The sequence below is a fragment of the Nocardia sp. CA-119907 genome (assembly GCF_050955995.1).
Taxonomy (GTDB): Bacteria; Actinomycetota; Actinomycetes; order Mycobacteriales; family Mycobacteriaceae; genus Nocardia.
The window spans coordinates 7,147,065-7,168,656 of the sequence record NZ_CP192091.1 but is presented as its reverse complement, the minus strand read 5'-3'; the positions used below and the strand labels follow the sequence as shown (position 1 = coordinate 7,168,656).

Annotated in this window: 22 protein-coding genes, 1 other RNA gene and 1 pseudogene; 12 read left to right on the top strand and 12 right to left on the bottom strand. The window is 66.3% G+C overall.

Going from position 1 to position 21,592, the window contains the following annotated elements; all coding sequences use genetic code 11:
* Nucleotides 1-114 precede the first annotated feature (114 nt).
* Both ACQP2D_RS32060 and rnpB read right to left on the bottom strand, forming a co-directional pair.
* On the bottom strand, nucleotides 115-1,032 hold the full coding sequence (locus tag ACQP2D_RS32060) for a slipin family protein (protein ID WP_433679645.1): 918 nt from the start codon (nucleotides 1,030-1,032) through the stop codon (nucleotides 115-117).
* 100 nt (nucleotides 1,033-1,132) lie between these two features.
* Nucleotides 1,133-1,548: RNase P RNA component class A (gene rnpB, locus ACQP2D_RS32055), an RNA gene on the bottom strand.
* Between the two features lie 107 nt (nucleotides 1,549-1,655).
* Here rnpB and ACQP2D_RS32050 point away from each other — a divergent pair.
* Entirely contained in the window at nucleotides 1,656-2,543 is an 888-nt protein-coding gene (locus ACQP2D_RS32050; protein WP_433679644.1) for an alpha/beta hydrolase, read from the top strand.
* 1,091 nt (nucleotides 2,544-3,634) lie between these two features.
* Here ACQP2D_RS32050 and ACQP2D_RS32045 read toward each other — a convergent pair.
* The gene (locus ACQP2D_RS32045) at nucleotides 3,635-3,805 is read right to left on the bottom strand and encodes a hypothetical protein (protein ID WP_433679643.1); all 171 of its coding nucleotides are present in this window, start codon (nucleotides 3,803-3,805) and stop codon (nucleotides 3,635-3,637) included.
* On the bottom strand, nucleotides 3,802-4,035 hold the full coding sequence (locus ACQP2D_RS32040) for a hypothetical protein (RefSeq protein WP_433679642.1): 234 nt from the start codon (nucleotides 4,033-4,035) through the stop codon (nucleotides 3,802-3,804). The genes ACQP2D_RS32045 and ACQP2D_RS32040 overlap by 4 nt, the downstream gene beginning before the upstream one ends.
* 224 nt (nucleotides 4,036-4,259) lie before the next feature.
* Between ACQP2D_RS32040 and ACQP2D_RS32035 the strand changes: the two genes are divergently transcribed.
* The 4 genes and pseudogenes from ACQP2D_RS32035 (at nucleotide 4,260) to ACQP2D_RS32020 (ending at nucleotide 5,942) form a co-directional block, all read left to right on the top strand.
* Nucleotides 4,260-4,586: a hypothetical protein gene (locus ACQP2D_RS32035; protein WP_433679641.1), complete on the top strand. Its 327-nt coding sequence runs from the start codon at nucleotides 4,260-4,262 to the stop codon at nucleotides 4,584-4,586.
* The gene (locus ACQP2D_RS32030) at nucleotides 4,567-5,094 is read left to right on the top strand and encodes a DUF6879 family protein (RefSeq protein ID WP_433679640.1); all 528 of its coding nucleotides are present in this window, start codon (nucleotides 4,567-4,569) and stop codon (nucleotides 5,092-5,094) included. Before ACQP2D_RS32035 ends, ACQP2D_RS32030 begins: the two co-directional genes overlap by 20 nt.
* Nucleotides 5,040-5,285: pseudogene (locus ACQP2D_RS32025) on the top strand (helix-turn-helix domain-containing protein); the annotation flags it as partial. The gene ACQP2D_RS32030 and the pseudogene ACQP2D_RS32025, both read left to right, overlap by 55 nt.
* A gap of 108 nt (nucleotides 5,286-5,393) precedes the next feature.
* Nucleotides 5,394-5,942, top strand: a complete 549-nt coding sequence (locus ACQP2D_RS32020; RefSeq protein WP_433685826.1) for a DUF5753 domain-containing protein — start codon at nucleotides 5,394-5,396, stop codon at nucleotides 5,940-5,942.
* Nucleotides 5,943-5,988: 46 nt separating this feature from the next.
* Here ACQP2D_RS32020 and ACQP2D_RS32015 read toward each other — a convergent pair whose 3' ends face one another.
* The 5 genes from ACQP2D_RS32015 to panB all read right to left on the bottom strand — a co-directional run bounded on the left by ACQP2D_RS32015 (nucleotide 5,989) and on the right by panB (nucleotide 10,218).
* On the bottom strand, nucleotides 5,989-6,945 hold the full coding sequence (locus ACQP2D_RS32015) for a CHAD domain-containing protein (protein ID WP_433679639.1): 957 nt from the start codon (nucleotides 6,943-6,945) through the stop codon (nucleotides 5,989-5,991).
* Nucleotides 6,946-6,948: 3 nt separating this feature from the next.
* A complete protein-coding gene (gene pip / locus ACQP2D_RS32010; RefSeq protein WP_433679638.1) occupies nucleotides 6,949-7,911 on the bottom strand; it encodes a prolyl aminopeptidase in 963 nt (320 codons plus the stop codon).
* Entirely contained in the window at nucleotides 7,911-8,369 is a 459-nt protein-coding gene (locus ACQP2D_RS32005; RefSeq protein WP_433679637.1) for a hypothetical protein, read from the bottom strand. Before ACQP2D_RS32005 ends, pip begins: the two co-directional genes overlap by 1 nt.
* A 123-nt stretch (nucleotides 8,370-8,492) precedes the next feature.
* Nucleotides 8,493-9,353 (bottom strand): phosphotransferase, encoded by an 861-nt coding sequence (locus ACQP2D_RS32000; protein ID WP_433679636.1) that lies wholly within the window; start codon nucleotides 9,351-9,353, stop codon nucleotides 8,493-8,495.
* Nucleotides 9,354-9,360: 7 nt separating this feature from the next.
* Nucleotides 9,361-10,218: a 3-methyl-2-oxobutanoate hydroxymethyltransferase gene (panB, locus tag ACQP2D_RS31995; protein ID WP_433679635.1), complete on the bottom strand. Its 858-nt coding sequence runs from the start codon at nucleotides 10,216-10,218 to the stop codon at nucleotides 9,361-9,363.
* A 383-nt stretch (nucleotides 10,219-10,601) separates the two neighbouring features.
* Between panB and ACQP2D_RS31990 the strand changes: the two genes are divergently transcribed.
* The 3 genes from ACQP2D_RS31990 to ACQP2D_RS31980 all read left to right on the top strand — a co-directional run bounded on the left by ACQP2D_RS31990 (nucleotide 10,602) and on the right by ACQP2D_RS31980 (nucleotide 16,732).
* The gene (locus ACQP2D_RS31990) at nucleotides 10,602-12,137 is read left to right on the top strand and encodes an alpha/beta hydrolase (RefSeq protein WP_433679634.1); all 1,536 of its coding nucleotides are present in this window, start codon (nucleotides 10,602-10,604) and stop codon (nucleotides 12,135-12,137) included.
* Between the two features lie 137 nt (nucleotides 12,138-12,274).
* Nucleotides 12,275-13,615: a glutamine synthetase family protein gene (locus ACQP2D_RS31985; RefSeq protein ID WP_433679633.1), complete on the top strand. Its 1,341-nt coding sequence runs from the start codon at nucleotides 12,275-12,277 to the stop codon at nucleotides 13,613-13,615.
* A 105-nt stretch (nucleotides 13,616-13,720) separates the two neighbouring features.
* Complete coding sequence (locus tag ACQP2D_RS31980) at nucleotides 13,721-16,732, top strand: bifunctional [glutamine synthetase] adenylyltransferase/[glutamine synthetase]-adenylyl-L-tyrosine phosphorylase (RefSeq protein ID WP_433679632.1); 3,012 nt, start codon at nucleotides 13,721-13,723, stop codon at nucleotides 16,730-16,732.
* 31 nt (nucleotides 16,733-16,763) lie between these two features.
* On the opposite strand, the gene ACQP2D_RS31975 is transcribed toward ACQP2D_RS31980, so the two are convergent.
* A complete protein-coding gene (locus ACQP2D_RS31975) occupies nucleotides 16,764-17,096 on the bottom strand; it encodes a winged helix-turn-helix transcriptional regulator (RefSeq protein WP_354952459.1) in 333 nt (110 codons plus the stop codon).
* Nucleotides 17,097-17,217: 121 nt separating this feature from the next.
* Here ACQP2D_RS31975 and ACQP2D_RS31970 point away from each other — a divergent pair, with 121 nt between their 5' ends.
* Together ACQP2D_RS31970 and ACQP2D_RS31965 are read left to right on the top strand one after the other, a co-directional pair.
* Nucleotides 17,218-17,556 carry a hypothetical protein gene (locus ACQP2D_RS31970; RefSeq protein WP_327096773.1) on the top strand — a complete coding sequence of 113 codons (339 nt, stop codon included), beginning with the start codon at nucleotides 17,218-17,220 and terminating at the stop codon, nucleotides 17,554-17,556.
* A complete protein-coding gene (locus ACQP2D_RS31965) occupies nucleotides 17,556-18,197 on the top strand; it encodes a cysteine hydrolase family protein (protein ID WP_433679631.1) in 642 nt (213 codons plus the stop codon). Before ACQP2D_RS31970 ends, ACQP2D_RS31965 begins: the two co-directional genes overlap by 1 nt.
* Here the strand turns inward: ACQP2D_RS31965 and ACQP2D_RS31960 are convergent.
* Nucleotides 18,151-18,492 carry a hypothetical protein gene (locus tag ACQP2D_RS31960; protein ID WP_433679630.1) on the bottom strand — a complete coding sequence of 114 codons (342 nt, stop codon included), beginning with the start codon at nucleotides 18,490-18,492 and terminating at the stop codon, nucleotides 18,151-18,153. The genes ACQP2D_RS31965 and ACQP2D_RS31960 overlap by 47 nt on opposite strands.
* A 108-nt stretch (nucleotides 18,493-18,600) precedes the next feature.
* Between ACQP2D_RS31960 and ACQP2D_RS31955 the strand changes: the two genes are divergently transcribed.
* Complete coding sequence (locus tag ACQP2D_RS31955) at nucleotides 18,601-19,545, top strand: endonuclease/exonuclease/phosphatase family protein (RefSeq protein ID WP_433679629.1); 945 nt, start codon at nucleotides 18,601-18,603, stop codon at nucleotides 19,543-19,545.
* Nucleotides 19,546-19,694: 149 nt separating this feature from the next.
* Nucleotides 19,695-21,137: a metallopeptidase gene (locus ACQP2D_RS31950; RefSeq protein ID WP_433679628.1), complete on the top strand. Its 1,443-nt coding sequence runs from the start codon at nucleotides 19,695-19,697 to the stop codon at nucleotides 21,135-21,137.
* On the opposite strand, the gene ACQP2D_RS31945 is transcribed toward ACQP2D_RS31950, so the two are convergent.
* On the bottom strand, nucleotides 21,134-21,583 hold the full coding sequence (locus ACQP2D_RS31945; RefSeq protein WP_433679627.1) for a 6,7-dimethyl-8-ribityllumazine synthase: 450 nt from the start codon (nucleotides 21,581-21,583) through the stop codon (nucleotides 21,134-21,136). The genes ACQP2D_RS31950 and ACQP2D_RS31945 overlap by 4 nt on opposite strands.
* Nucleotides 21,584-21,592 lie beyond the last annotated feature (9 nt).

Below are 21,592 nucleotides of genomic sequence, written 5' to 3'. Positions count from 1 at the left end.
CGAGATCACGGGAATCAGTATGGACATCGGCCCGGTTTCCTTACGTTGAGCTACCGATGCGGGCTGTACGGCGCTGGACCGTCGCCGTACCCGTATCGGTATACGCCCGTTGTGTTACGAGCGCATACCATCTTGGCTCGTCGCGGGCGTGTTGCCCGGACCGAGCGCCGGGGCCGGTTCGGACGGGTTGATCTCCGGTGCGGCCGATTCCTTCGCGACCGGGGTGGGCTCGGACGCCGCCGAGGTGGTGCCGGTGCCGGTCGACTCCGGCTGGGTGCCGCGCTCCAGGAAGCGCAGCAGTTCCACCGGGAACGGCAGCACCAATGTCGAATTCTTCTCCGCCGCAACCTGAACCACCGTCTCCAGCAGCCGCAGTTGTAGCGATGCCGGCGACTCCGCCATCTGGGCGCCCGCCTGCGCCAACATCTTCGACGCCTGCAACTCGCCCTCGGCGGAGATGACCCGCGCCCGCCGTTCCCGCTCCGCCTCGGCCTGCCGCGACATCGAGCGCTTCAGCGAATCCGGGATGGAGACATCCTTGATCTCCACGCGATCTATGTGGATACCCCAGCTCAGTGCCGGGCTATCGATCATGATCTCCAGGCCCTTGTTCAACTCCTCGCGGTTGGACAACAGGCTGTCCAGATCGCTCTTGCCGATGATCGACCGCAGCGACGTCTGGGCCACCTGTCCCACCGCGAACAGATAGTTCTGCACCTCCACCACCGCGCAGACCGGGTCGATCACCCGGAAGTAGACCACCGCGTCGACCCGGACGGTCACGTTGTCGCGGGTGATGCCGTCCTGCGCGGGCACCGGCATGGTGACGATCTGCGTGGAGATCTTGCGCATCCGGTCGACGAAGGGAATCAGCATGCGCAGTCCGGGATCTCGGGTGCCGACCACCCGGCCGAACCGGAATACCAGCCCCTTCTCGTATTGGGCGACCACGCGCGCGCTCATCGCGGTGAGCACCCCGCCCGCGATCGCCCCGACCCCGAAGATCGCCCCGATAATGCCAAGAATATCCATGGTTACACCCCGCACGAAGTGTCCGACCGCACCGAATACCGGATCGACGGTCCACTTCCATCATGGCACCGGATGCCCCGGTGAGCACTGGATTACGGGGCGGACGAGTTGGCCTGTAAGCCGGATCCTGTCCCCGGTTCGCACCGGGTGACGGCCATCCATCTGGACACACCGTTGCCGGGTGCCTCGAGCGGTCCACCCGCAGGCTCGGGCGAGCAACCCTCGAACACCTGCGCAGCCACATCGCGAACGATGCGACCTTCGACCTTGCTCCGGGCGGGGTTTACCTAGCCGCCCCGGTCACCCGGGGCGCTGGTGCGCTCTTACCGCACCGTTTCACCCTCACCGCACGATCCCGGAGGATCGTGGGCGGTCTGTTCTCTGTGGCACTGTCCCGCGGGTCACCCCGGGTTGCCGTTAGCAACCGCCCTGCTCTGTGGAGTCCGGACTTTCCTCGGTGCCGGGCGGCGGCACTCGCGTGCCCGTTCCCGTCACCGCGGCCGCCCGGCCAACTCGTCCGCAGCGTTTAGCCTACTTTGATCACGGGGTACGTTGTTCACTGGCCTGACCTCGTTACCGGTCGGGGGGCAATAGTTCGGACCGCAACAGTACGGTGAGGTGCCATGGAACGTGTCGAGGTCAGTTTTCCCTCGGGTAGTGAGCAGTGCGCTGCCTGGCTGTATCCACCCGCTGGCATCCCCAAGCCCCGCCCACTCGTCATCATGGGGCACGGTCTCGGCGCGAATCGGGAGATGGGATTGGATAGGTACGCGCGGCGCTTCGCCGCCGCCGGAATGGGCGTGCTGGTATTCGATTACCGGCACTTCGGGGCCAGCCAGGGCGAGCCGCGCCAGCTACTACATATCGCCCGGCAGCGTGCGGACTGGCGCTCGGCCATCGCGTACGCCCGGACGCTGCGTGGCTTCGACGCCACTCGAATCGCCCTGTGGGGCACCTCATTCGGTGGCGGCCACGTCCTGGCCGTCGCACCCGACGACGACTACATCGCGGCCGTGGTCGCCCAGGTTCCGTTCACCAGCGGCTGGGCCTCGGCAATGGCGAAGGGGCCGACCAGCTTAACCAAGGTCGCCACCATCGCGGCCACTGATCTGCTCATCGGCCCGCTTCGACGCAAGCCGGTCCGTATCCGACTGGCCGGACGCAAGCGTGCGGCGGCGCTGATGAGCGCGCCAGATGTGCCGGAGGGTTACGGCCGGCTCGCCGAGGAGAGCGAGACCTACGAACCGAAAGTCGCAGCCCGCGTGGCATTCTCGAGCCTGTTCGATTCTCCCGGCCGCCGGGCCAAGGCACTGAAGATGCCGGTGTTCTACGCGGTCGCCGACAAAGACTCCATCGCACCGCCAAAGCCGACGCTGCGCGCGGCCGAACGCACCAAGCACGCGATCGTAAAGCGCTATCCGGTGGGGCATTTCGACCTCTACTTCGATGACGTTTTTGAGCAGACCGTGTACGACCAGACCGAATTCCTGGTATCGGTGCTGCGGCCCTGAGGTAGCCGTCGCGGTGATGCGGACGGTATCCTTGGCCACCCGGCCCGGTCCATCTTGACCTGCCATGTCGATGGCCTGGATGCGCCGCGAAGCATCACCGCGATGAGATTCGTTGTCTGCCAAGCCTTTGACTCCCCCGGGAAGGGCATTCCCGCGCTGCCGTGACGGCCGCGCGGGTGCGCACCCGCCCCGAACTCCGTCGCCAGCGCCGTCCACGTGCGCACGGCTGCTGGAACCATCTGCTCGCCGCACCGCCTGGTTCGGTCAGATTCCGAGAGACACGACCATCCAGTTCCGGGCTGCCTCGAGATCATTGCTGGGAATGGCGCGTGTTGCGTAAGTCGGCTTGCTGACCCATCGCCGTGACCGCCACCCGATCATGGGTCGCACTGTCCACCAGCCCATCTCGCGAAGCAGCATGTGGCCCGCACCCGTGTGCCGTGGGTTCAGCCAACGTCGGGCTCGTGGTCGCGTCGCCGCTCTCCATAGGCCGGTCAGGTGATCGCGTACGGTAACCGGACCGTCGTAGTCGGCGTACCGCCGTCCGTTCGGCAATCTCATGTCATCCGCCTATTTTGCATTCGTCGGCCGAAACATCTCGTGTGCCAGATATGGTCTCGATCGGGCCGTATGGCCTGCCCTGGATCGTACCCACTACCTGGGCGTACATACGCCACGTCCCCGGCACACACGGAGCGGTCGCGGTGTGGGTCTGACGCGACCACGGCACCAGCCGGGTTCGTACGTGCTGACCCACAGAATCCCACTGGCCGGAGTTATTGAGCCGCTGCAAGCTCATGTAGTAATCCGTGGGTCAACCCTGGATCGCCGTCGCGGGGCATATCGCATTTCGCCCACGCATCAGCGTGTAGGTCCGGCGGTACGATCGTTGGCTTGGTGAAGAGGAATCCGTTGTCACACAGCTGTCTTCGCGCATCGGTCACCAGCGGCCCGCTGGGACTGCCGATCACGACGTTGCTGTCTGCGCCGAAAACCAGTATCGCGCCGAGCGCTGCGACGATCGCGCTCAGCCGGGAAATTTTGTACCGCAACGTTTCCCCATTCCAATAGCCTGATCAGCTGGGAGCCGATCAGTACTCCCGTGACGGGTCGGGCTTCATCCCGCCCGTGTCCTCGCGTTCGATCCGTTCGCGGATTCCCCTGACGGTGCGGTCCTTCGGTATCCGCTCAGGCCACACGATCACTCCGACCATCACCGCCAGCGGTAGCCCGATCGCGACAACCCAGCCGAACGTGATCACGGCAGGTCTTGGAGCAGTCGCAGCACCGTGGCGCACGTCTCGGCGTCGGCAGGTTCGGCAGGGCTGACGTGGTGATCCACGACTGCAGCACCCGGAACACGTTGCGGTAGAACACGATCGGCTGGAGTCCGCAACTCCAGGTGCACCCCCGGACCGTCGTCTCCGTCGCCGTAGTCGGTCATCTCCAGAACACCAACCGGGAATTCGAAAATCCTTGTACGCCTGTCCATGCCGACCCCTGTCCATCCGTGGCGTGGTAGGCACCCCGTGACCGGTTGGCGTCACATGTCACGGGGGCCAGATCAGACGCTGAGGAGTCAGCGACGCCGGTCGCTAGCAACTTGACAGAACTTGGCCGAACGTTGCTGTACAGGCTATATAGCAGGATTTGATGCGGCACCATGATCTGCGGGGGTGTCACACACGGTCACACTCCTGGACGGGAGCCAAGATCATGCGCTTAAAGTTCCTCGGCAAGGGCGGTTCTACCGTCGGCGAGTGCCCGACGCTGTACGCGACAGAACACTCGTTTGTCGTCCAGGGCTGGCGAACCGGCAACCCCGGCACAGTCGAGATCCCACACTTGCTACTCGGGTTCGCTGAGCCGAATACATTCGTCGGGGCACCGATGACGGACACTGGCCGGGGTACGTTCAGCTTGTCCGGCCGACCGATCACTGAACCCGACACGCTGGCACAGCTCGACCTCGCCGAAGACGAGACGGCCATCGAGGTGCCGAAACTAGAGAGGAGCTATTACGGTGCTTCTGCTGCAAGGTGATCCGTACCCGGATCTTCTTCGTTCTTGCCAGCGCGAAGCGTTCCACCTCGAAGTGCGCGACTCCTACGGCGTCGCCGTAGAGTCCGAACCGTTGCGTCGGTTCCTCGACGGCGAGCAAGCCGGCGGCTTCGAATGGTTTCGTCCATGGCGGTCGCTCATCGAGGAGACGACCGGCCGGGGGGTAGCCGTGCGACGGGTGCGGGTGCTCACCGAGCCACACACCGACTATCACCGTTGGATGTTGACGACGACACCCCAGAACATCCAGGCTGGGGAAGACATCCGGTACCTGCCGCGGCAGCTTGCCGAGGACGTGCCCGCTGAGGACTACTGGTTGTTGGATGACGAACGAGTAGCGTTCCACGCCCGCGATGTCGAAGGGCGCGGGCTCGGTGTAACCATCACCTCGGACGCTTGGATCGTTGATCACTGCGTCAGCGTGAAGCGTCGGCTGTGGGAGTTGGCTACGCCGTTCGAGGACTACGCGGCGACCAGCATTCCGAAGTGACCAACTCGGTTCACGAACAGCGGGAGGCGCTCGGGAAGCGCCTCCGCGAGATCCGGAAGGATGCGGGACTTTCGGGACGCCAGCTCGCCGCTATGGCGGGCTGGCACGAGTCCAAGGTGTCCAAGCTGGAAACCGGGGACCGCACCCCCTCGGAGGCGGATCTACGCGCGTACTGCGCCCACACCGGCACCAAGAACCAGCTAGCGGACCTGATAGCCACTGTCCGCAACATAGAAGCCGCATACCTCGAATGGCGGCGAGTGCTCCACGCTGGTACCAGGCGACGCCAGGAACGGTCCGTGTCGCTGGCCGAACAGACCAAGCTCATGCGGATCTACGAACCGGTATTGATCCCTGGGATTCTCCAAACGGCCGAGTACGCCGAGGCGGTACTACGCCGAGGTGTCGAGTTCTACCGAATACCCAACGACGTCGACCAAGGCGTATCGAAACGTCTCGAGCGCCAACAAGTCATGTACCGGGGTGACCACCGGTTCCATATCCTGATAGCCGAACAGTCGTTGTCGACCACTGTGGGTAACCCTGAGGTTATGACCGGTCAGCTGGACCGGCTCCTCGCAGTCATGGGCATACCTCGGATGTTGTTCGGTGTCGTACCTTCTGATGCCGAATGGCGCACGCCCGCAACGAACTTCGTCATGTTCGATGAGCGCATGGTCTTGGTCGAAGCGATCTCAGCAGAGCTGACGATCACTCAACCTCGAGAGATTGCGCTGTACGCCCGCGCGTTCGAAACGCTCGCCGCGCAGTCTGTGACCGGCAAGGCTGCTCGTGCGCTGGTTGGGGCCGCACTGGACCGATGGCGCAACAAGCCCGTGGAAGGATGATAGCTGGGGCAAGGTCCACTGACATCGGAGCGTTGACTCCGGCATCTCACCCGGAAACGAACGCCGCTGCGGCCGGATACTTGGCCAGGGCTTCGCCCGCCGCGATCTCCTCGGCGTCGGCGAGTAGTTCATAGATCGTCGCGTTGACCCCGGTGGCGTGGGTTGCGGTGGCTCGGGCCAGGATCGCGGCGCGGGAATCGACGGCGTCACGGTGGTCGCCGAGTACGGTTTGCAGGCGTTTTGCCTCGGTGCCGAGATCCTTTGCGGCACTGCCGAGTACGTCGACGGCGCCCTCGCAGCAGTAGCGGAGGCGTTTGGCGCTCTTGCGGATATCGTGCAGTAGTTCGATGCGTTCATCGGCCGAGACGGCGGGTTCGGCGTAGACCAGTCGTCGTAAGCGCTTGCGGTCCTTGCGCAGGATGCGTTCGAAGACCTCGGCGGCGGGGCTTTCGGCCCGGTGTGGGTCGAGGGGCGGATGTGTGCGCCAGGCCGAAAGCTCTTGGCGCAGTGCGTGATAGCGCTTGCCGTCGAGTGCGGTGAGGATTTCGGCGTGCGCGCTGGCGTATTGGGCCTTCTCGGCGTCGACCAGTTCGGTGCGGACGTATTCGGTGGTGCCGGGGACGTATCCGTCTCCGGCGGATCGCGCTACGGTCACGCCCGCCGCGGCCTCGGCCGCCCTGGACTCCGTTGCCAGCCGGGCGAATTCATCCTGCGGCGCATGCGCGGCGAGCAGCGCCGCGAACCGATCCGCGCGCACCTCGGCGTCCCTGGCGACGCCGAGCAGACCCGCCAGCCACTTCAGCTCCTGCTGCATGGCGGCGACCGGCGCGGACTCGAAAAGACTGCGATACGAGCGCAGCACGCTGCGCAGCCTGCGCGTCGCGACGCGCATCTGGTGTACCGAATCCCAGGCGTCGGCACGGACTTCCGGTTCGGCGGCCAGCAGCCGGTCGACATCGTCGCGTAGCGCCGCGATGATGGCGTCTCCGGCTGTGACCCGCATATCTCAGCTCACTTTCGCGAATCCGTCGGTTGCCTCGACGAGATGGTGGGTGATGCCGGGTTCGGCGGCGGCGTGTCCGGCGTCGTCGACGATGTGCAGTACCGAACCGGGCCAAGCGCGGTGCAATTCCCAGGCGCTGGTGGCCGGGCACACGACGTCGTGGCGGCCCTGCACGATGACGGCCGGGATGTGTGCAATGGTACCGATATCGCGCAGTAGCTGCCCCTCGTCGAGGAATCCGCCGTTGACGAAGTAGTGGTTCTCGATCCTGGCGAATGCCAGGGCGAACCGCGGTTCGGCGCTCTCCTGCACCCGATCCGGTTGCGGCAGTAGCGAACTCGTCGCGCCCTCCCAGGTGGACCAGGCGATGGCGGCCGCGAGCGCGACCTGCTCGTCGGGGGAGTGCAGCAGCCGGTGGTACACCTGCACCAGATCGCCCTCGCGCTCGTCCTCGGGCACCGGGGCCAGGAACTTCTCCCACTCGTCCGGGTAGATGTTGCCCGCCGCGCCGTTGTAGTACCAGTCGATTTCCTTGCGCCGCAACAGGAAGATCCCGCGCAACACCAGCTCGGTGACCCGCTGTGGATACCGCTGCGCGTAGGCGAGCGCGAGGGTGGAACCCCAGGAGCCGCCGAATACCTGCCAGCGGTCGATGCCGAGATGGGTGCGCAGTGCCTCGATATCGGCGACCAGATGTGCGGTGGTATTGGTCTCCAGACTCGCCCCGTCGGCGATGTGCGGCGTCGACCGGCCGCAGCCGCGCTGATCGAGCAGCACGATCTGGTAGGCCGCCGGATCGAAGAACTGCCGGTGGAACGGTTCGGTGCCGCCGCCGGGTCCGCCGTGCAGGAATACCACCGGTTTGCCGTCCGGGTTCCCGCTGACCTCCCAGTACACGGATTGCCCCGCACCGACGTCGAGCATGCCGGTGTCGTAGGGCTCGATCGGAGGATAGAGGGTACGCATCAGAAGGCGAGTCCCGAAGCCAGATCGGTCAGTTCCAGCGCCTCCAGCGCCTGCTGGCGCACATCGGCGCAGCTCTTGGTGGTGATCCGGTCGATCATCCCCTTATCGGCGAGGACATGGCCGTTGATGCCGCCATTGCGCAGCGCCCATTCGTGCACCAGCGCGTTGTACCCGATCCGGCCGAGTGTCGGCCCCTGCACCCGCCAGTTCGACAGCTCGGGACGGATCATGTCGCACAGCTGGGTGGCCGAGGCGTCGGAGATCTCCAAGGTCGTCGGGGCCGCGCCGGTGGTCTTGCCCGGCGCGGCGGTGGCGGTGGCCGTCACCGATCCGGTGGTCGAGCTGGAGCTGCCGGTCGGCGCCGGGTTCGAGCCGCTTCCGCAGGCGGTGAGTGCCGCGGCGGCGAAAACACCCGCCACCACCAGCGTGCTGCGTGAAATCCAACCGGGTTGCGCCATCGGTACCTCTGCTCGTGTCGATATTGTCGGCTTCGAGTCTGCCATTATTTGCCCGGGGTGGCCCGCGCGAGTTTGCTGAGCACCGCCGTGTGGTTGCGGATCGGCCCTGGTCGTGGTGGTCGGTCAGCGAAACCTTGTGCGCAGATCGTCCAGCAACCCCTGTAGGAAGCGCGCGAAGCGGGGTGACGAGGCGTCGATGGTGCGCCACGGATGCAGGGCGACCAGCGGGGCCAGTCGGTCGGCGAGTGCGATCTCGGTGTCGGAGACGATGCCTGCGCGCCGCCACCGGTCGAAGTATTCGATGCGGTGCGGGCCGCGCAGCACACGCCAGGACAGCAGGGGGTGGGTGAGCACCGCGTCGCCCCAGTCGAACAGCATGCCGGTGGCTGCCGCCGAACCGGTGAAGACATTGCCGGGGTGCAGATCGTTGTGTTCGATGCTCAGCCTGCCGAATTCGTCGAGCGCCGTCGCGGCCTCGGTGATCGCGGCGCCGAGGCCGGGGACGCGCGGCTCGAAGTGGCGGTAGACCGTGATCAGTTGGGGCGGCGGCAGATACGGCGTGCCGGTGGCGCGCAGTTCATCGATATGGTCGGCCATCGCCAGCTGGAGATCGGCGTAGGAGCGCACCAGTTCGGTCCACACGGCCTCGGAGTCCCGCGCGGTGGCACCGCCGTCCGGGCTGAGCACCCAGCCGTGATCCGCTCGCACCGCAATGGGTTCGAGCACACTGCCGGGCCGCAACCGGGACAGTGTCTGCAACAGCGGACCTTCATGCGCGCAGGCGCGCGAGTTGGCCTTCAACCACATCGGACCCGCGTCGGTCGGAATGCGAACGATCAGCGACCAGGCGCGACGTCGTGTTTCCTCCGGCGCGCCAACGATTTTCACACCGCGTGCGGTGAGGATTCCGGTGGCCCAATCGAGCATCGGCCGCACAGGCTGGCCGAGCAGTGCCGCAGGTGCGTTCGCTGCCCGGCCGGTCATCGTGAACTCAGAAGCTGTGCTCGGGGCCGGGGAAGGTCCCGCGACGCACCTCGTCGGCGTAAGCGGCTGCGGCGGAACGCAGTTCATCGCCGATATTGCCGAAACGCTTGACGAACTTGGCGGTCTTGCCCGAGGTGTAGCCCGCCATATCCTGCCAGACCAGCACCTGCGCATCGCATTCCACGCCGGCGCCGATGCCGATGGTCGGGATGGTCAGCTTGCGGGTGACCTGTCCGGCCAATTCGGCGGGCACCATCTCCATCACCACGGAGAACGCACCGGCCTCCTGCACCGCGATGGCATCGGCGATGAGCTGTTCGGCACCGTCGCCGCGCCCCTGCACCCGGAAGCCGCCGAGGGTGTTGACGCTCTGCGGGGTGAAGCCGATATGTGCCATGACCGGAATACCGGCCGAGGTGATCAGCGCGATCTGTTGGGCGACCCGCTCACCGCCCTCCAACTTCACCGCGTGCGCGCCGCCCTCCTTCATGAACCGGGTAGCGGTGGCCAGGGCCTGCTGCGGCGAGGTCTCGTAGGTGCCGAACGGCAGATCGGCCACCACCAGCGCGTGCGGTGCGCCGCGGACCACACCGCGCACCAGCGGAATGAGCTCGTCGACGGTGATCGGCACGGTGGTGTCGTAGCCGTAGACGACATTGGCCGCGGAGTCGCCGACCAGCAGTACCGGAATTCCCGCCTCTTCGAAGATGCGCGCGGAAGAAAAGTCGTAGGCGGTCAGCATGGACCAGCGCTCGCCCTCGGCCTTCATCTGCTGCAGATGATGTACCCGTGTCTTGCGCTTGGCCGTTTTGGTAGTGGCCGGGGCAGCGCCGTAGGCAGGGGTTTCCGATTCGGATACGGACATCATCGTCCCTTTCGTGGTTGTCGCCTCGAGGCCCGTGCGGGTCCCCGGGTTTGTATGACCAATCCAGTGTGCACCTCCCGAGCGGCGCGTTTAAGGCCATCAGCGGTGCAATTGGTCACATCGCCACTCCCAGCGCAACGACTGATTTCGTCCGAACACAGGTAACCCGTCGGGTACGCCCAGAACTTGGCACTGTCCCAACTGTCGGCCCGGTGACCAAAGCATGGCAAGAGATCCGGGGAGGCGGGGGAGCATGGGTGACTCGTCGAGTACCTCCAGAATTTGTCGCACTTCCAACCGGCGGCCCGGTGAACTAAAGCTCGAGGCACTTGCGACCGGCCAAAGTTTCGGGGAGGCGGGGGAGCCGTGCCAGGATCTTTGATATGTCTTGGGTGCGTAGTGGGCGTGGTGTGCTGATCGCGGTGGCGTTGACGGTGGTGGCGGCCGGGTGCGGCGCCTCCAAGGACGAGCCGGGCCAGGCGCCACCCACACCGCCCGCGGGCCTGGAGAAGTTCTACAGCCAGACCGTGAACTGGGGCTCCTGCGACGACTTCGGCTCCGCGGACGATCGCCCCGCGCCGAAGGCCGAGTGCGCGCGCATCAATGTGCCCGTCGACTACGCCAAGCCCGGCGGCGCGACCGCGTCGCTGGCGCTGGCTCGAATCCCGGCCAGCGGCAAGCGAATCGGCTCGCTGCTGCTCAATCCGGGCGGCCCCGGGGTATCGGGCCTGTCGATATCGGGTATCGCGGGCAAGACGCCACTGGCCGAGCGCTTCGACCGGGTCGGCTTCGATCCGCGCGGGGTCGGCTCCTCGACCCCGAGCATCGCCTGTCTGACCCCGCAGCAGAACGACGCGGAACGGGCCGAACTGCCGACCGACAACACCCCGGAGGGCATCGCCAAGGCCGAGGACGAGAACCGGCAGTTCGTCGGCCACTGTGTCGAGCGCACCGGCACCGAGTTCCTGTCCCATGTCGGCACCCGCGAGGTGGTGCAGGATATGGACGTCATCCGGGCGGCGCTCGGCGATCCGAAACTCACCTATCTCGGGTACTCCTACGGCACCAAACTCGGCTCGGCCTACGCCGAGAAGTTCCCGAACAATGTGCGTGCGCTGGTACTCGACGGCGCCGTGGACTCCGCACAGGATCCGGTGCACGAATCGCTGCGGCAGGCGGCCGGATTCCAGAAGGCCTTCGACGCCTATGCCGCCGACTGCGCCAAGCAGGCGGACTGCCCGCTCGGCACCGATCCGGCCCAGGCGGTCGCGAAGTTCCGCGCGCTGGTGAATCCGCTGGAAACCAAATCCGCCCCGACCACCGATCCGCGCGGGCTCAGCTACAGCGATGCCATCACCGGGGTGCAGCAGGCGCTCTACTCCGACGATTATTGGCGGGTGCTCACCCTCGGCCTGTCCGAATTGCGGGACGGGCGCGGCGACACGCTGTTGAAGCTCGCCGATCTGTACGACGGCCGCCGCGACGACGGCTCCTACGACAACACGCAGGAGGCCTTCAACGCGATCCGCTGTGTCGATGACCCGCGCATCGACGATCGCGCGGTGGCGGGCCGTCAGGACGCCGAATACCGCAAGGCGGCGCCGTTCCTGGACGACGGCCGCGGCACCGGTGCGGTACCGCTGGAACTGTGCGCCATCTGGCCGGTGCCGAATACCAGCACACCGCACAAGATCGCGGCACCCGGTCTGCCGAAGACGGTCGTGGTGTCGACCACCGAGGATCCGGCGACGCCGTATCAGGCCGGTGTCGACCTGGCCGATCAGCTGGGCGCCGCGCTGATCACCTATCAGGGCACCAGACACACCGCGGCCTTGGTCGCGGGCAATCAATGTCTGGACGACGCGGTAATCGCCTATCTGACCGATCTGACGATTCCCCCAGCCGGTCTGACCTGCTGATTTCGCGCACCGTGCGCATCGTCGCCGCGCTCACGACGCGATCTTGGGCGCGGTGCGATTCATTCCGAATGATGGGATTGCAATCCCTAAGCGTGTATGTAACACGGATTTAACGCCAGGTGCTTACGCTCGGCGACATGGATCGCCAGAAGGAATTCGTGCTGCGGACGCTCGAAGAACGGGACATCCGCTTCGTGCGTCTCTGGTTCACCGATGTGCTGGGCTATCTGAAGTCCGTCGCCATCGCACCGGCGGAGCTGGAGGGTGCCTTCGAAGAGGGCATCGGCTTCGACGGCTCGGCCATCGAGGGCTTCGCCCGCGTATCCGAGGCCGATATGGTGGCGCGGCCGGATCCGTCCACCTTCCAGGTGCTGCCGTGGTCGACGAGCAAGGGCCACCAGCACTCCGCGCGCATGTTCTGCGATATCACCATGCCCGACGGCTCGCCGTCCTGGGCCGACCCGCGCCATGTGCTGCGGCGTCAGCTCAACAAGGCCGGTGACGTCGGCTTCAGCTGCTACGTACATCCCGAGATCGAATTCTTCCTCCTGGAGAACGGCCCGCAGGACGGCTCCATGCCGACCCCGGCCGATTCCGGCGGGTTCTTCGACCAGGCCGTGCACGACTCCGCGCCCAACTTCCGCCGCCACGCCATCGATGCGCTGGAGTCGATGGGCATCTCGGTGGAGTTCAGCCACCACGAGGGCGCGCCGGGTCAGCAGGAGATCGACCTGCGCTACGCCGACGCGCTGTCCATGGCCGACAACGTGATGACCTTCCGCTACCTGATCAAGGAAGTGGCCATCGACGAGGGCGTGCGCGCGACCTTCATGCCCAAGCCGTTCGCCCAGTACCCGGGCTCGGCCATGCACACCCATATGAGCCTGTTCGAGGGTGAGGCCAACGCCTTCCACGATCCGGACGATCCGATCAACCTCTCGGAGACCGCGCGGGCGTTCATCGCGGGCATCCTCGAACACGCCCCGGAGATCAGCGCGATCACCAACCAGTGGGTGAACTCCTACAAGCGGCTCATCCACGGTGGCGAGGCGCCGACCGCCGCCTCCTGGGGCCGGTCCAACCGCTCCGCGCTGGTGCGCGTGCCGATGTACACCCCGAACAAGGCGTCCTCGCGCCGCGTCGAGATCCGCAGCCCAGATTCGGCCTGCAACCCCTACCTGACCTTCGCGGTGCTGCTCGCCGCCGGTCTGCGCGGCATCGAGAAGGGCTACACGCTGCCGCCGGAGGCCGAGGACGATGTGTGGTCGCTGACCGCCGCCGAACGGCGTGCCATGGGCTTCCGCGAGCTGCCCGGCACCCTGGACGAGGCGCTGCAGGCGATGGAGCGTTCGGAGTTGGTCGCCGAGACGCTCGGCGAGCACGTGTTCGACTTCTTCCTGCGCAATAAGCGTCGGGAGTGGGCGGACTACCGCAGCCAGGTGACGCCGTACGAGCTCAAGGAGTACCTCGGCCTGTAGGGGTACCTCCTCCGGTAGCCGGTAAAACCAACATCGTCGGCTACGTTTACGAATCTTTCCACCGTGCTTTGTGGAAACAGATGATCGGGCAACTAAGTTGGACTTATGGTCCGGCCGCCGTCTGCTCGTTCAGCTGTCCCCGGTGTCGGTCGGCTCGGCTTGCTCGAGCCGACCGCCGCCGCCTCGTTACGAGAGTTGGCGTGGGACAACATCGACAGCATTCCGGTGCTGTGGGCGCTGTCCCGTGCGCCGGATGCCGATCTCGCGCTGCTGACGCTGACGCGGCTGCGGGCCGCGCTCGGCGACCAGTGGCCCGAGCTCGATGCCGTGCTGCGGGCCGATAATGCGTTGCGCGGCCGGCTTTTCGCGCTGATCGGATCGTCGAGCGCCTTCGCCGATCATTTGGTCGCCGATCCCGCCGCCTGGCGAATTCTGCGGCGGGACAAGCTGCCCGCGCGCGAGGAGTTGATCGCGGACATGCTGGCCTCGGTGCAGGCCGTGCCCGCGGAAAGTCCGAATGCGGATGCGCAGCTGTACTCGGCCGAAATCTCCGGTCCGGAGGCAATCCCGCTGCTGCGCAAGCGATATCGCGATCAGCTCATGCTGCTGGCCGCGCTGGATCTGGCGGCCACCGTCGAGAACGAACCGGTGCTGCCGTATCAGGTGGTCGGCCGCCATCTCACCGACCTCGCCGATGCCGCGCTGACCGCCGCCCTCGCGGTGGCGGTGGCGCGGGTCTGCAAGGACGCGCCGGTTCCGGTGCGACTGGGTGTGATCGCCATGGGTAAGAGCGGTGCGCGCGAACTCAACTATGTCAGCGATGTCGATATCGTGTTCGTCGCCGAACCCGCCGATGCCACCGCCACGCGATTGGCCGCCGAGCTGATGAGCGTGGGCAGCGCGGCATTCTTCGAGGTCGATGCGGCACTGCGGCCCGAGGGCAAGGCGGGCGCGCTGGTGCGCACCCTGGACTCGCATATCGCGTACTACAAGCGGTGGGCCAGGACCTGGGAGTTCCAGGCATTGCTCAAGGCCCGGCCGATGACCGGCGATCTGGCGCTGGGCGAGCGGTACCGCGACGCCCTGATGCCGATGGTGTGGACCGCATCCGAACGCCCCGACTTCGTCGCCGATGTGCAGGCGATGCGGCGCCGGGTGGAGAATCTGGTCCCCGCCGATCTGCGCGAACGCGAACTCAAACTCGGCCACGGCAGCCTGCGCGATGTCGAATTCGCCGTGCAGCTACTGCAATTGGTGCACGGACGGGTGGATGAGACCCTGCATGTGCAGGGCACCGTCGAGGCGCTGACGGCCTTGGCCGCGGGCGGCTACATCGGCCGCGACGACGCCGCGAATCTCACGGCCTCCTATGAATTCCTGCGACTGCTCGAGCACCGACTGCAATTGCAGCGGCTCAAGCGCACCCACACCCTGCCCGCCGCCGATGACGAGGAGGGCATGCGCTGGCTGGCCCGCGCCGCCCATATCCGGCCCGACGGCCGACAGGACGCGGTCGGTGTGCTCGGCAATGAGATTCGGCGTAACGCGGTGCGGGTGCGGCGCTTGCACGCCAAGCTCTTCTATCGGCCGCTGCTCGAGTCGGTGGTCAAGATGGAGCCCGACGCGCTGCGGCTGAGCCCGGACGGGGCGATCCGGCAGCTGGCGGCGCTGGGCTATGCGGCGCCGGAAAACGCACTGGGACATCTGAAGGCGCTCACCGGCGGGGTGTCACGAAAGGGCCGGATTCAGGCGCTGCTGTTGCCGACGCTGCTCGAATGGCTGGGGGACACACCGAATCCCGATGCCGGACTGCTCGCCTACCGGCGGGTGTCGGAGGGGCTCGACGACCAGATCTGGTTCCTGCGCGAGTTGCGCGATGAGGGCGCGATCGCGCAGCGGTTGATGATCGTGCTCGGCTCCTCGGAATATCTGCCGGATCTGCTGATCAATGCGCCGGATACCATCCGGATGTACGCCGATGGCCCGGGCGGGCCGCTGCTGCTCAGTCCGCAGCCGGAAGATGTCGCGCGCGGGATCCTGACCGCGTCGGCGCGCTATGACGATCCGAAACGCGCGGTGGCGGCGGCTCGTTCGCTGCGTCGGCACGAATTGGCGCGGGTCGCCTCGGCCGATCTGCTCGGCATGCTGGACGTGCCGCAGGTGTGCCGGGCGCTGTCCTCGGTCTGGGTCGCGGTGCTGGAAGCCGCACTGCGCGCGGTGATTCGGGGCAGCGAGACCGAACTCGGCGCACCGGCTCCGGCCGATATCGCGGTGATCGGGATGGGCCGTCTCGGCGGTATGGAACTGGGCTACGGTTCCGACGCGGATGTGCTCTTCGTCTGTGATCCGCGGCCCGGGCAGGACGAAACCAGGGCCGTCAAGTGGGCGATCAGCATCGCGGAGAGGGTGCAGCGGCTGCTCGGCGCGCCGAGCACCGATCCGCCGCTGCAGGTCGATGCCGGACTGCGCCCGGAGGGGCGCAACGGGGCGCTGGTGCGCACGCTGGCCGCCTACGCCGCCTATTACCAGCAGTGGGCCCAGGCGTGGGAGGTGCAGGCGCTGCTGCGCGCCCATCAGGTGGCGGGGGACCAGGACCTCGGTGTCCGGTTCCTGCACATCATCGACAAGGTGCGCTATCCGGACGGCGGGGTGTCGGCCGAGGCGGTGCGCGAGATCCGCCGGATCAAGGCCCGGGTGGACGCCGAACGCCTGCCGCGCGGCGCCAACCCGGCGACCCACACCAAACTCGGTCGCGGCGGCCTCGCCGATATCGAATGGACCGTGCAACTGATGCAGCTGCGCTACGCCCACGATGTGCTCGGACTGCACAACACCTCGACACTGCAATCGCTGGATATCATCCAGGAAACCAAATTGCTTGCGGCCGAGGATGTTTCACTGCTGCGCGAGGCCTGGCTCACGGCCACCAAGGCGCGCAACGCCCTCGTGCTGGTGCGCGGCAAGCCCGCCGATCAACTTCCCGGCCCGGGCCGTCTACTATCGGCCGTCGCGCGCGTGGCGGGCTGGCCCAATGATGACGGCAGCGAATTCCTCGACAACTATATGCGCGTGACCCGGCGCGCAAAGGCGGTGGTGGAGCGCGTCTTCGGCGGCTGACGTCGCGGCCGGATCCCACGGCTGGCGGCGTTCAGGGCAGGGTGATACCGACGCGGTCGGCGCGTTTCTGCCCCCATTCGTAGAGGGCGGTGAGGACTGGGACCAAACTCCAGCCCTCCTCGGTCAGGTCGTACTCGACCTGGGGTGGCACGGTGTCGAAAATGGTGCGGCGGATCAGACCGTCGGTCTCCAGATCGCGCAGCTGCTGGACGAGCATCTTCTCGCTGGTGCTCGGCATCAGTCGGCGGAGTTCGCCGTATCGGCGCACGCCCTCTTTGAGGTGGGCCAGGATGACCGGCTTCCATTTGCCGTCGATGAGGTCGACGGTCACCTCCACCGCGCAGTAGTAGCGCTTGTCCGGCATTGCTCGCCTCCCGGTACTCACCAAAAAGTGCGTTCTTGTAACACTGTAATCATCGAGCTTTCATGGAACTCGCCCTGCGGCGCGGCCGCACCACATTCTGCAGACATGGAGCGCGATTCCCATGAAAGTCATCGTTTTCGACAGCTTCAAGCCCGGCGTGACGATGGAGACCATCACCCCGTATCTCCCCGAAGAGGTCGCCAATGTGTGGCGGCTGTGGAAGGCGGGCATCGTCCGCGAGAACTACGCGCGCGCCGATGAGCCCGGCGTGGTTATCGTCTTCGAAGTCGACAGCGTCGAGGAGGCCAAGCGCTACGTCGCCGACTTCCCGCTGACCAAGGCCGGCCACCTGGAATGGACCTATGTTCCGGTGCAGGCGCCGCTGCCGCTCGAGGCGCTGATGGATCCGTCCGTCGATGTCGCCGAGCCCTACGACCGGACGAAGGTGGGGTCGGCCTGATGCAATACGCGTACGGTCTCAGCATTCCGCAGACCCTCGCGGATGCCTGCGACCCGACCAGGATGGCGCTGATCATCTACGACATGCAGGTCGGTATCGTGCGGCAACTGCCCGACGGCGGCAAGATCGTCAAAGCCTGCCTGGACCTGCGGGATGCGGCGCGGGAGAACGGATTTCGCGTCTTCTACACCCGGCACATGTCGCTGCCGCCCGCGGCCTCCGGCGTCTCCCAACTGCGCACGGCCATGGAGTGGCAGCGGGTCGACAATCCGAACGAGGTGCACTCCAGCTTCCCGCAGGGCTCGCCCCAGTACGAGCTTGTCCCCGAGTTGACGCCGGGGCCGAACGAAGTGGTCATCGACAAGATCACCATGTCCGCCTTCGCGGCCACCCCGCTGGATTTCGCGTTGCGCGACTTGGGCATCGACGCCTACGCCATTGCGGGCATTGCCCTGGAGGTCGGCATCGAACCCACCGTCCGGCACAGCCTGGACCTGGGCTATCTGCCCATCCTGGTGACCGACGCGTGCGGCGCGGGACACCCCGCAGCGGCCGAACGCTCCCTGGCCACACTGGCTTTCGCGGGTGGTTCGCTCACCACGGACGCCGCCGCCCTCGCCGAGCAGATGAACCGCCACTGAGGGCGAGCCGCGCCGGACCGACCGCGGTCAGCACCTGGAAGCGCCGCACGAATTCGCGCAGTTCCATGCGTTCCTCATCGTCGGGCGGGCGGTACCCCCGCTCGGCGGTGACGGATACGGTGCACCCGTTGCGCACCCGCAACTGGTCCCAACACCACGGCAGCACCGGTGTCAGCACGGTGTGCCCATTGCAGGTCACGGTGATCCGCGCGGTGTACCGGCCCGCGATGTCGGCGAGATCTTCGGCCGCGTCGGCAGTGAGCGCACCGGTCGCCGTGAACTCCTCGACATACATCGCGACCACCTCACTCTCTGCTGGCGAGTGTACGAGGTGCACGGCGTCCACACGGGATCTCCACAATCGCCGCACCTCGGCTCCACGGCCGCCGGTTAGGGTCGGAGCATGCGGAAATGGGTGGACCGGGTGCTGCTCGGGCTGGGATGGTGCGCCCTCGGGGCGGGAGTTCTCGGGGTCGTACTGCATTTCGGGACGTGGCGGCGGCAGGCTTTGGTGCTGTTGGCGGCGGGGGCGTCGTATTTGATGCTCGGTGCGGCACTGGGGCTGGTGTTGCTCCTGATCGCGCGGGGATGGAAGAGTGCGGCGGCGGCCGGGGTGCTCGTCGCGGCGGTGTTGTGGACGCAGGTGCCGATGTTCGTGCCGGAGGGACGGGCGGCGAGTGGCCCGGAAGTTTCGGTCATGCAGTCGAATCTGTTGTTCGGCAAGGCGGATGCGGCGACGGTGGTTCGAGCGGTGCGGGAGAACCGGGTCGAGGTGCTCACCGTCGACGAGCTGACACCGGAGCTGGCGCAGCGGCTCGCGGCGGCCGGAATCGAGGAGTTGCTGCCACATCAGTTCCTACAGCCCCGTGGCGGCGGTAACGGTACCGGGATCTACAGCCGATATCCGTTGCGGGACACCAAGAAATACGACGGCTTCTGGATGAGCAATCTGTCCGCCACCATGGAGCATCCACAGCGCGGGCCGGTCGCGGTGTACGCATTTCATCCAGTGCCGCCGTCGGTCGACTTCTCGGCGTGGAGTTCGGAGCTCGACCGGATTCGCGAAATACTGGACACGCAACAGGGTCCCGCGATCGTCGGCGCGGATTTCAATGCCACCCGCGATCATTCGGCATTCCGGGATCTGCTGCGCGGACGGTTCGTCGCGGCGGCGGACCAGGCAGGGGCCGGGCCGCTGCTGACCTATCCGGCCGACCGCCGGTGGGGTCCGGTGATCGGCATCGACCACATCCTGGTCGCCGACGGCACCGCGGCGGAGGTCCGCTCGCTCACCATTCCCGGATCGGATCATCGCGCGATACTGGCGCAGGTGCAATTGAACGCCTGACGGGCGATTGCGCCCAGACGTATACGCGCACAGCGGTTTCTGCGATTACCATGTGATCGCTCGACGGGCTGGCGAATGCGTCGCCGACGCCATCGGGTCAGGGGGCCGCTGAGGACTGGCCCGCGGCGAGTTCGGGGAGGAAAGACCTGATGAGGACTAGACGGCTGCGGTTCGGGGTGGTCGCGGTATTGCTATTGGTCGGCGCCGCGCTGGTCGGATGCGACAGCAAGGCGGGCCAGCAGGGGGCGAGCGCGGTGGCCGCGGACAATCCGTGGGATCTGACCGGCGCGGTCTCCAACAACGGGCCGAGCGGTCCGCGCAAGGGAGTGTCGGACGCCGCGCTCACCGCGGAGAACGGTGATGGTGGTGCGGTCGACAAGCTCGCCCTCAACACCATCGCCGATCTCGAGGATTTCTGGAAGACCGAGTACGGCAAGAACTTTCCTGGCACCTTCAAGCCGGTGAGCCGCTATATCTCCTGGAATGCCAAGGCGCCCAAGGAGCAGGCGATCACGTTCTGCAAGTCCAGCACCTATCACCTGGTCAATGCGGCCTACTGCAGTCTGGACCACACCATCGGCTGGGATCGCGGGGTGCTGCTGCCGCTGCTGCAGGAGAAGTACAGCGATATGGCGATCGTGATGGTGCTCGCACACGAGTACGGTCACTCCATCCAGGGACAGGCCAAGATCGCCGGATTCTTCAGCGGGGCGCTGGTGAAGGAACAGCAGGCCGACTGCCTGGCCGGCGTCTTCCTTCGGCATGTGGCGGAAGGGAATTCGGCGCACTTCACCCTGAATATGACCGACGGGCTCAACGCGGTGCTCGGCGCGACCATCGCCGTGCGTGATACCGATCCGGACAACCCGAAGAATGTGCACGGTTCCGCCTTCGAGCGGACGACCGCGGTGCAGATCGGCTACACCGACGGCGCTCAGGGCTGCAAGAAGATCAACAAGAAGGAGATCGAGCAGCGCAGGGGCACCCTGCCCACGACATACGAGGACGGCGAACAGGATGCCCAGCTGCCGGTCGACATGCCCTCTCTGACCAGCCTGAGCCAGGCGCTGGCCAAGATCTTCCCGCTGCGCCGGGCGCCGCAGTACGACTACACCGGGATCGTCAAGAACTGCACCGAGGTGACCGCCACCGAGCCGGTCTCCTACTGCCCGAGTTCGAACAAGATCGGCACCGATGTGCCGGAACTCGCCAGGCGCGGTGGGAAGATGAAGGGCGATGACGATCCGCTCTCGGCGGTGGTGGACGGCGATTACAACGCCTTCGCCGTCTTCATCTCCCGCTATGTGCTCGCGGTGCAGCAGGAACGCAAGCTCTCGATCACCGGAGCCGAAACCGCGGGACTGCGCACCGCATGCCTCACCGGAGTCGTGACGACCAAGCTGAGCGAGCCGGGCAGCGATCCGCGGCTATCGGCCAATGACCTCGACGAGGCGGTCTCGGGACTGCTCGCCGACGGTATGGTCGCCAGCGATGTGGACGGCAAGGTGGTGGCGAGCGGCTTCCAGCGGTTGGAGGCGTTCCGCACCGGTGTACTCGACGGCGAGCAGACCTGTCTGACGAACTACCGCTAGCTCACCGGCAGTGAGCGCAGGGAGCTGAGCGTGGTCGCCAGCGCGCGGGCCGCCTCGGCTCCCTTCGTCACGAAGTGCTCGGTGAAGAAGGTGACGTGCTCGCTGTGCTCGTGGAAGTGATGCGGGGTGAGCACCACCGAGAACACCGGCACATCGGAATCGAGCTGTACCCGCATCAGACCGTCGATCACCGCGGACGCGACGAAATCGTGCCGGTAGATGCCGCCGTCGACAACCAGCGCGGCCGCGACGATCGCCGAGTACTCGCCGCTGCGCGCCAATCGCTTGGCATGCAGCGGGATCTCGAATGCACCGGGCACCTCGAAGACGTCGACGGTGGTCGGGTCGAAGCCGAGCCCGGCGTATTCGGCGGTGAAGCCCTCATACGCCTTGCCGACGATGGAGCTGTGCCAGGTGGCGCGAATGAATGCGACTCTGTCTCCCATGGTCCGAGC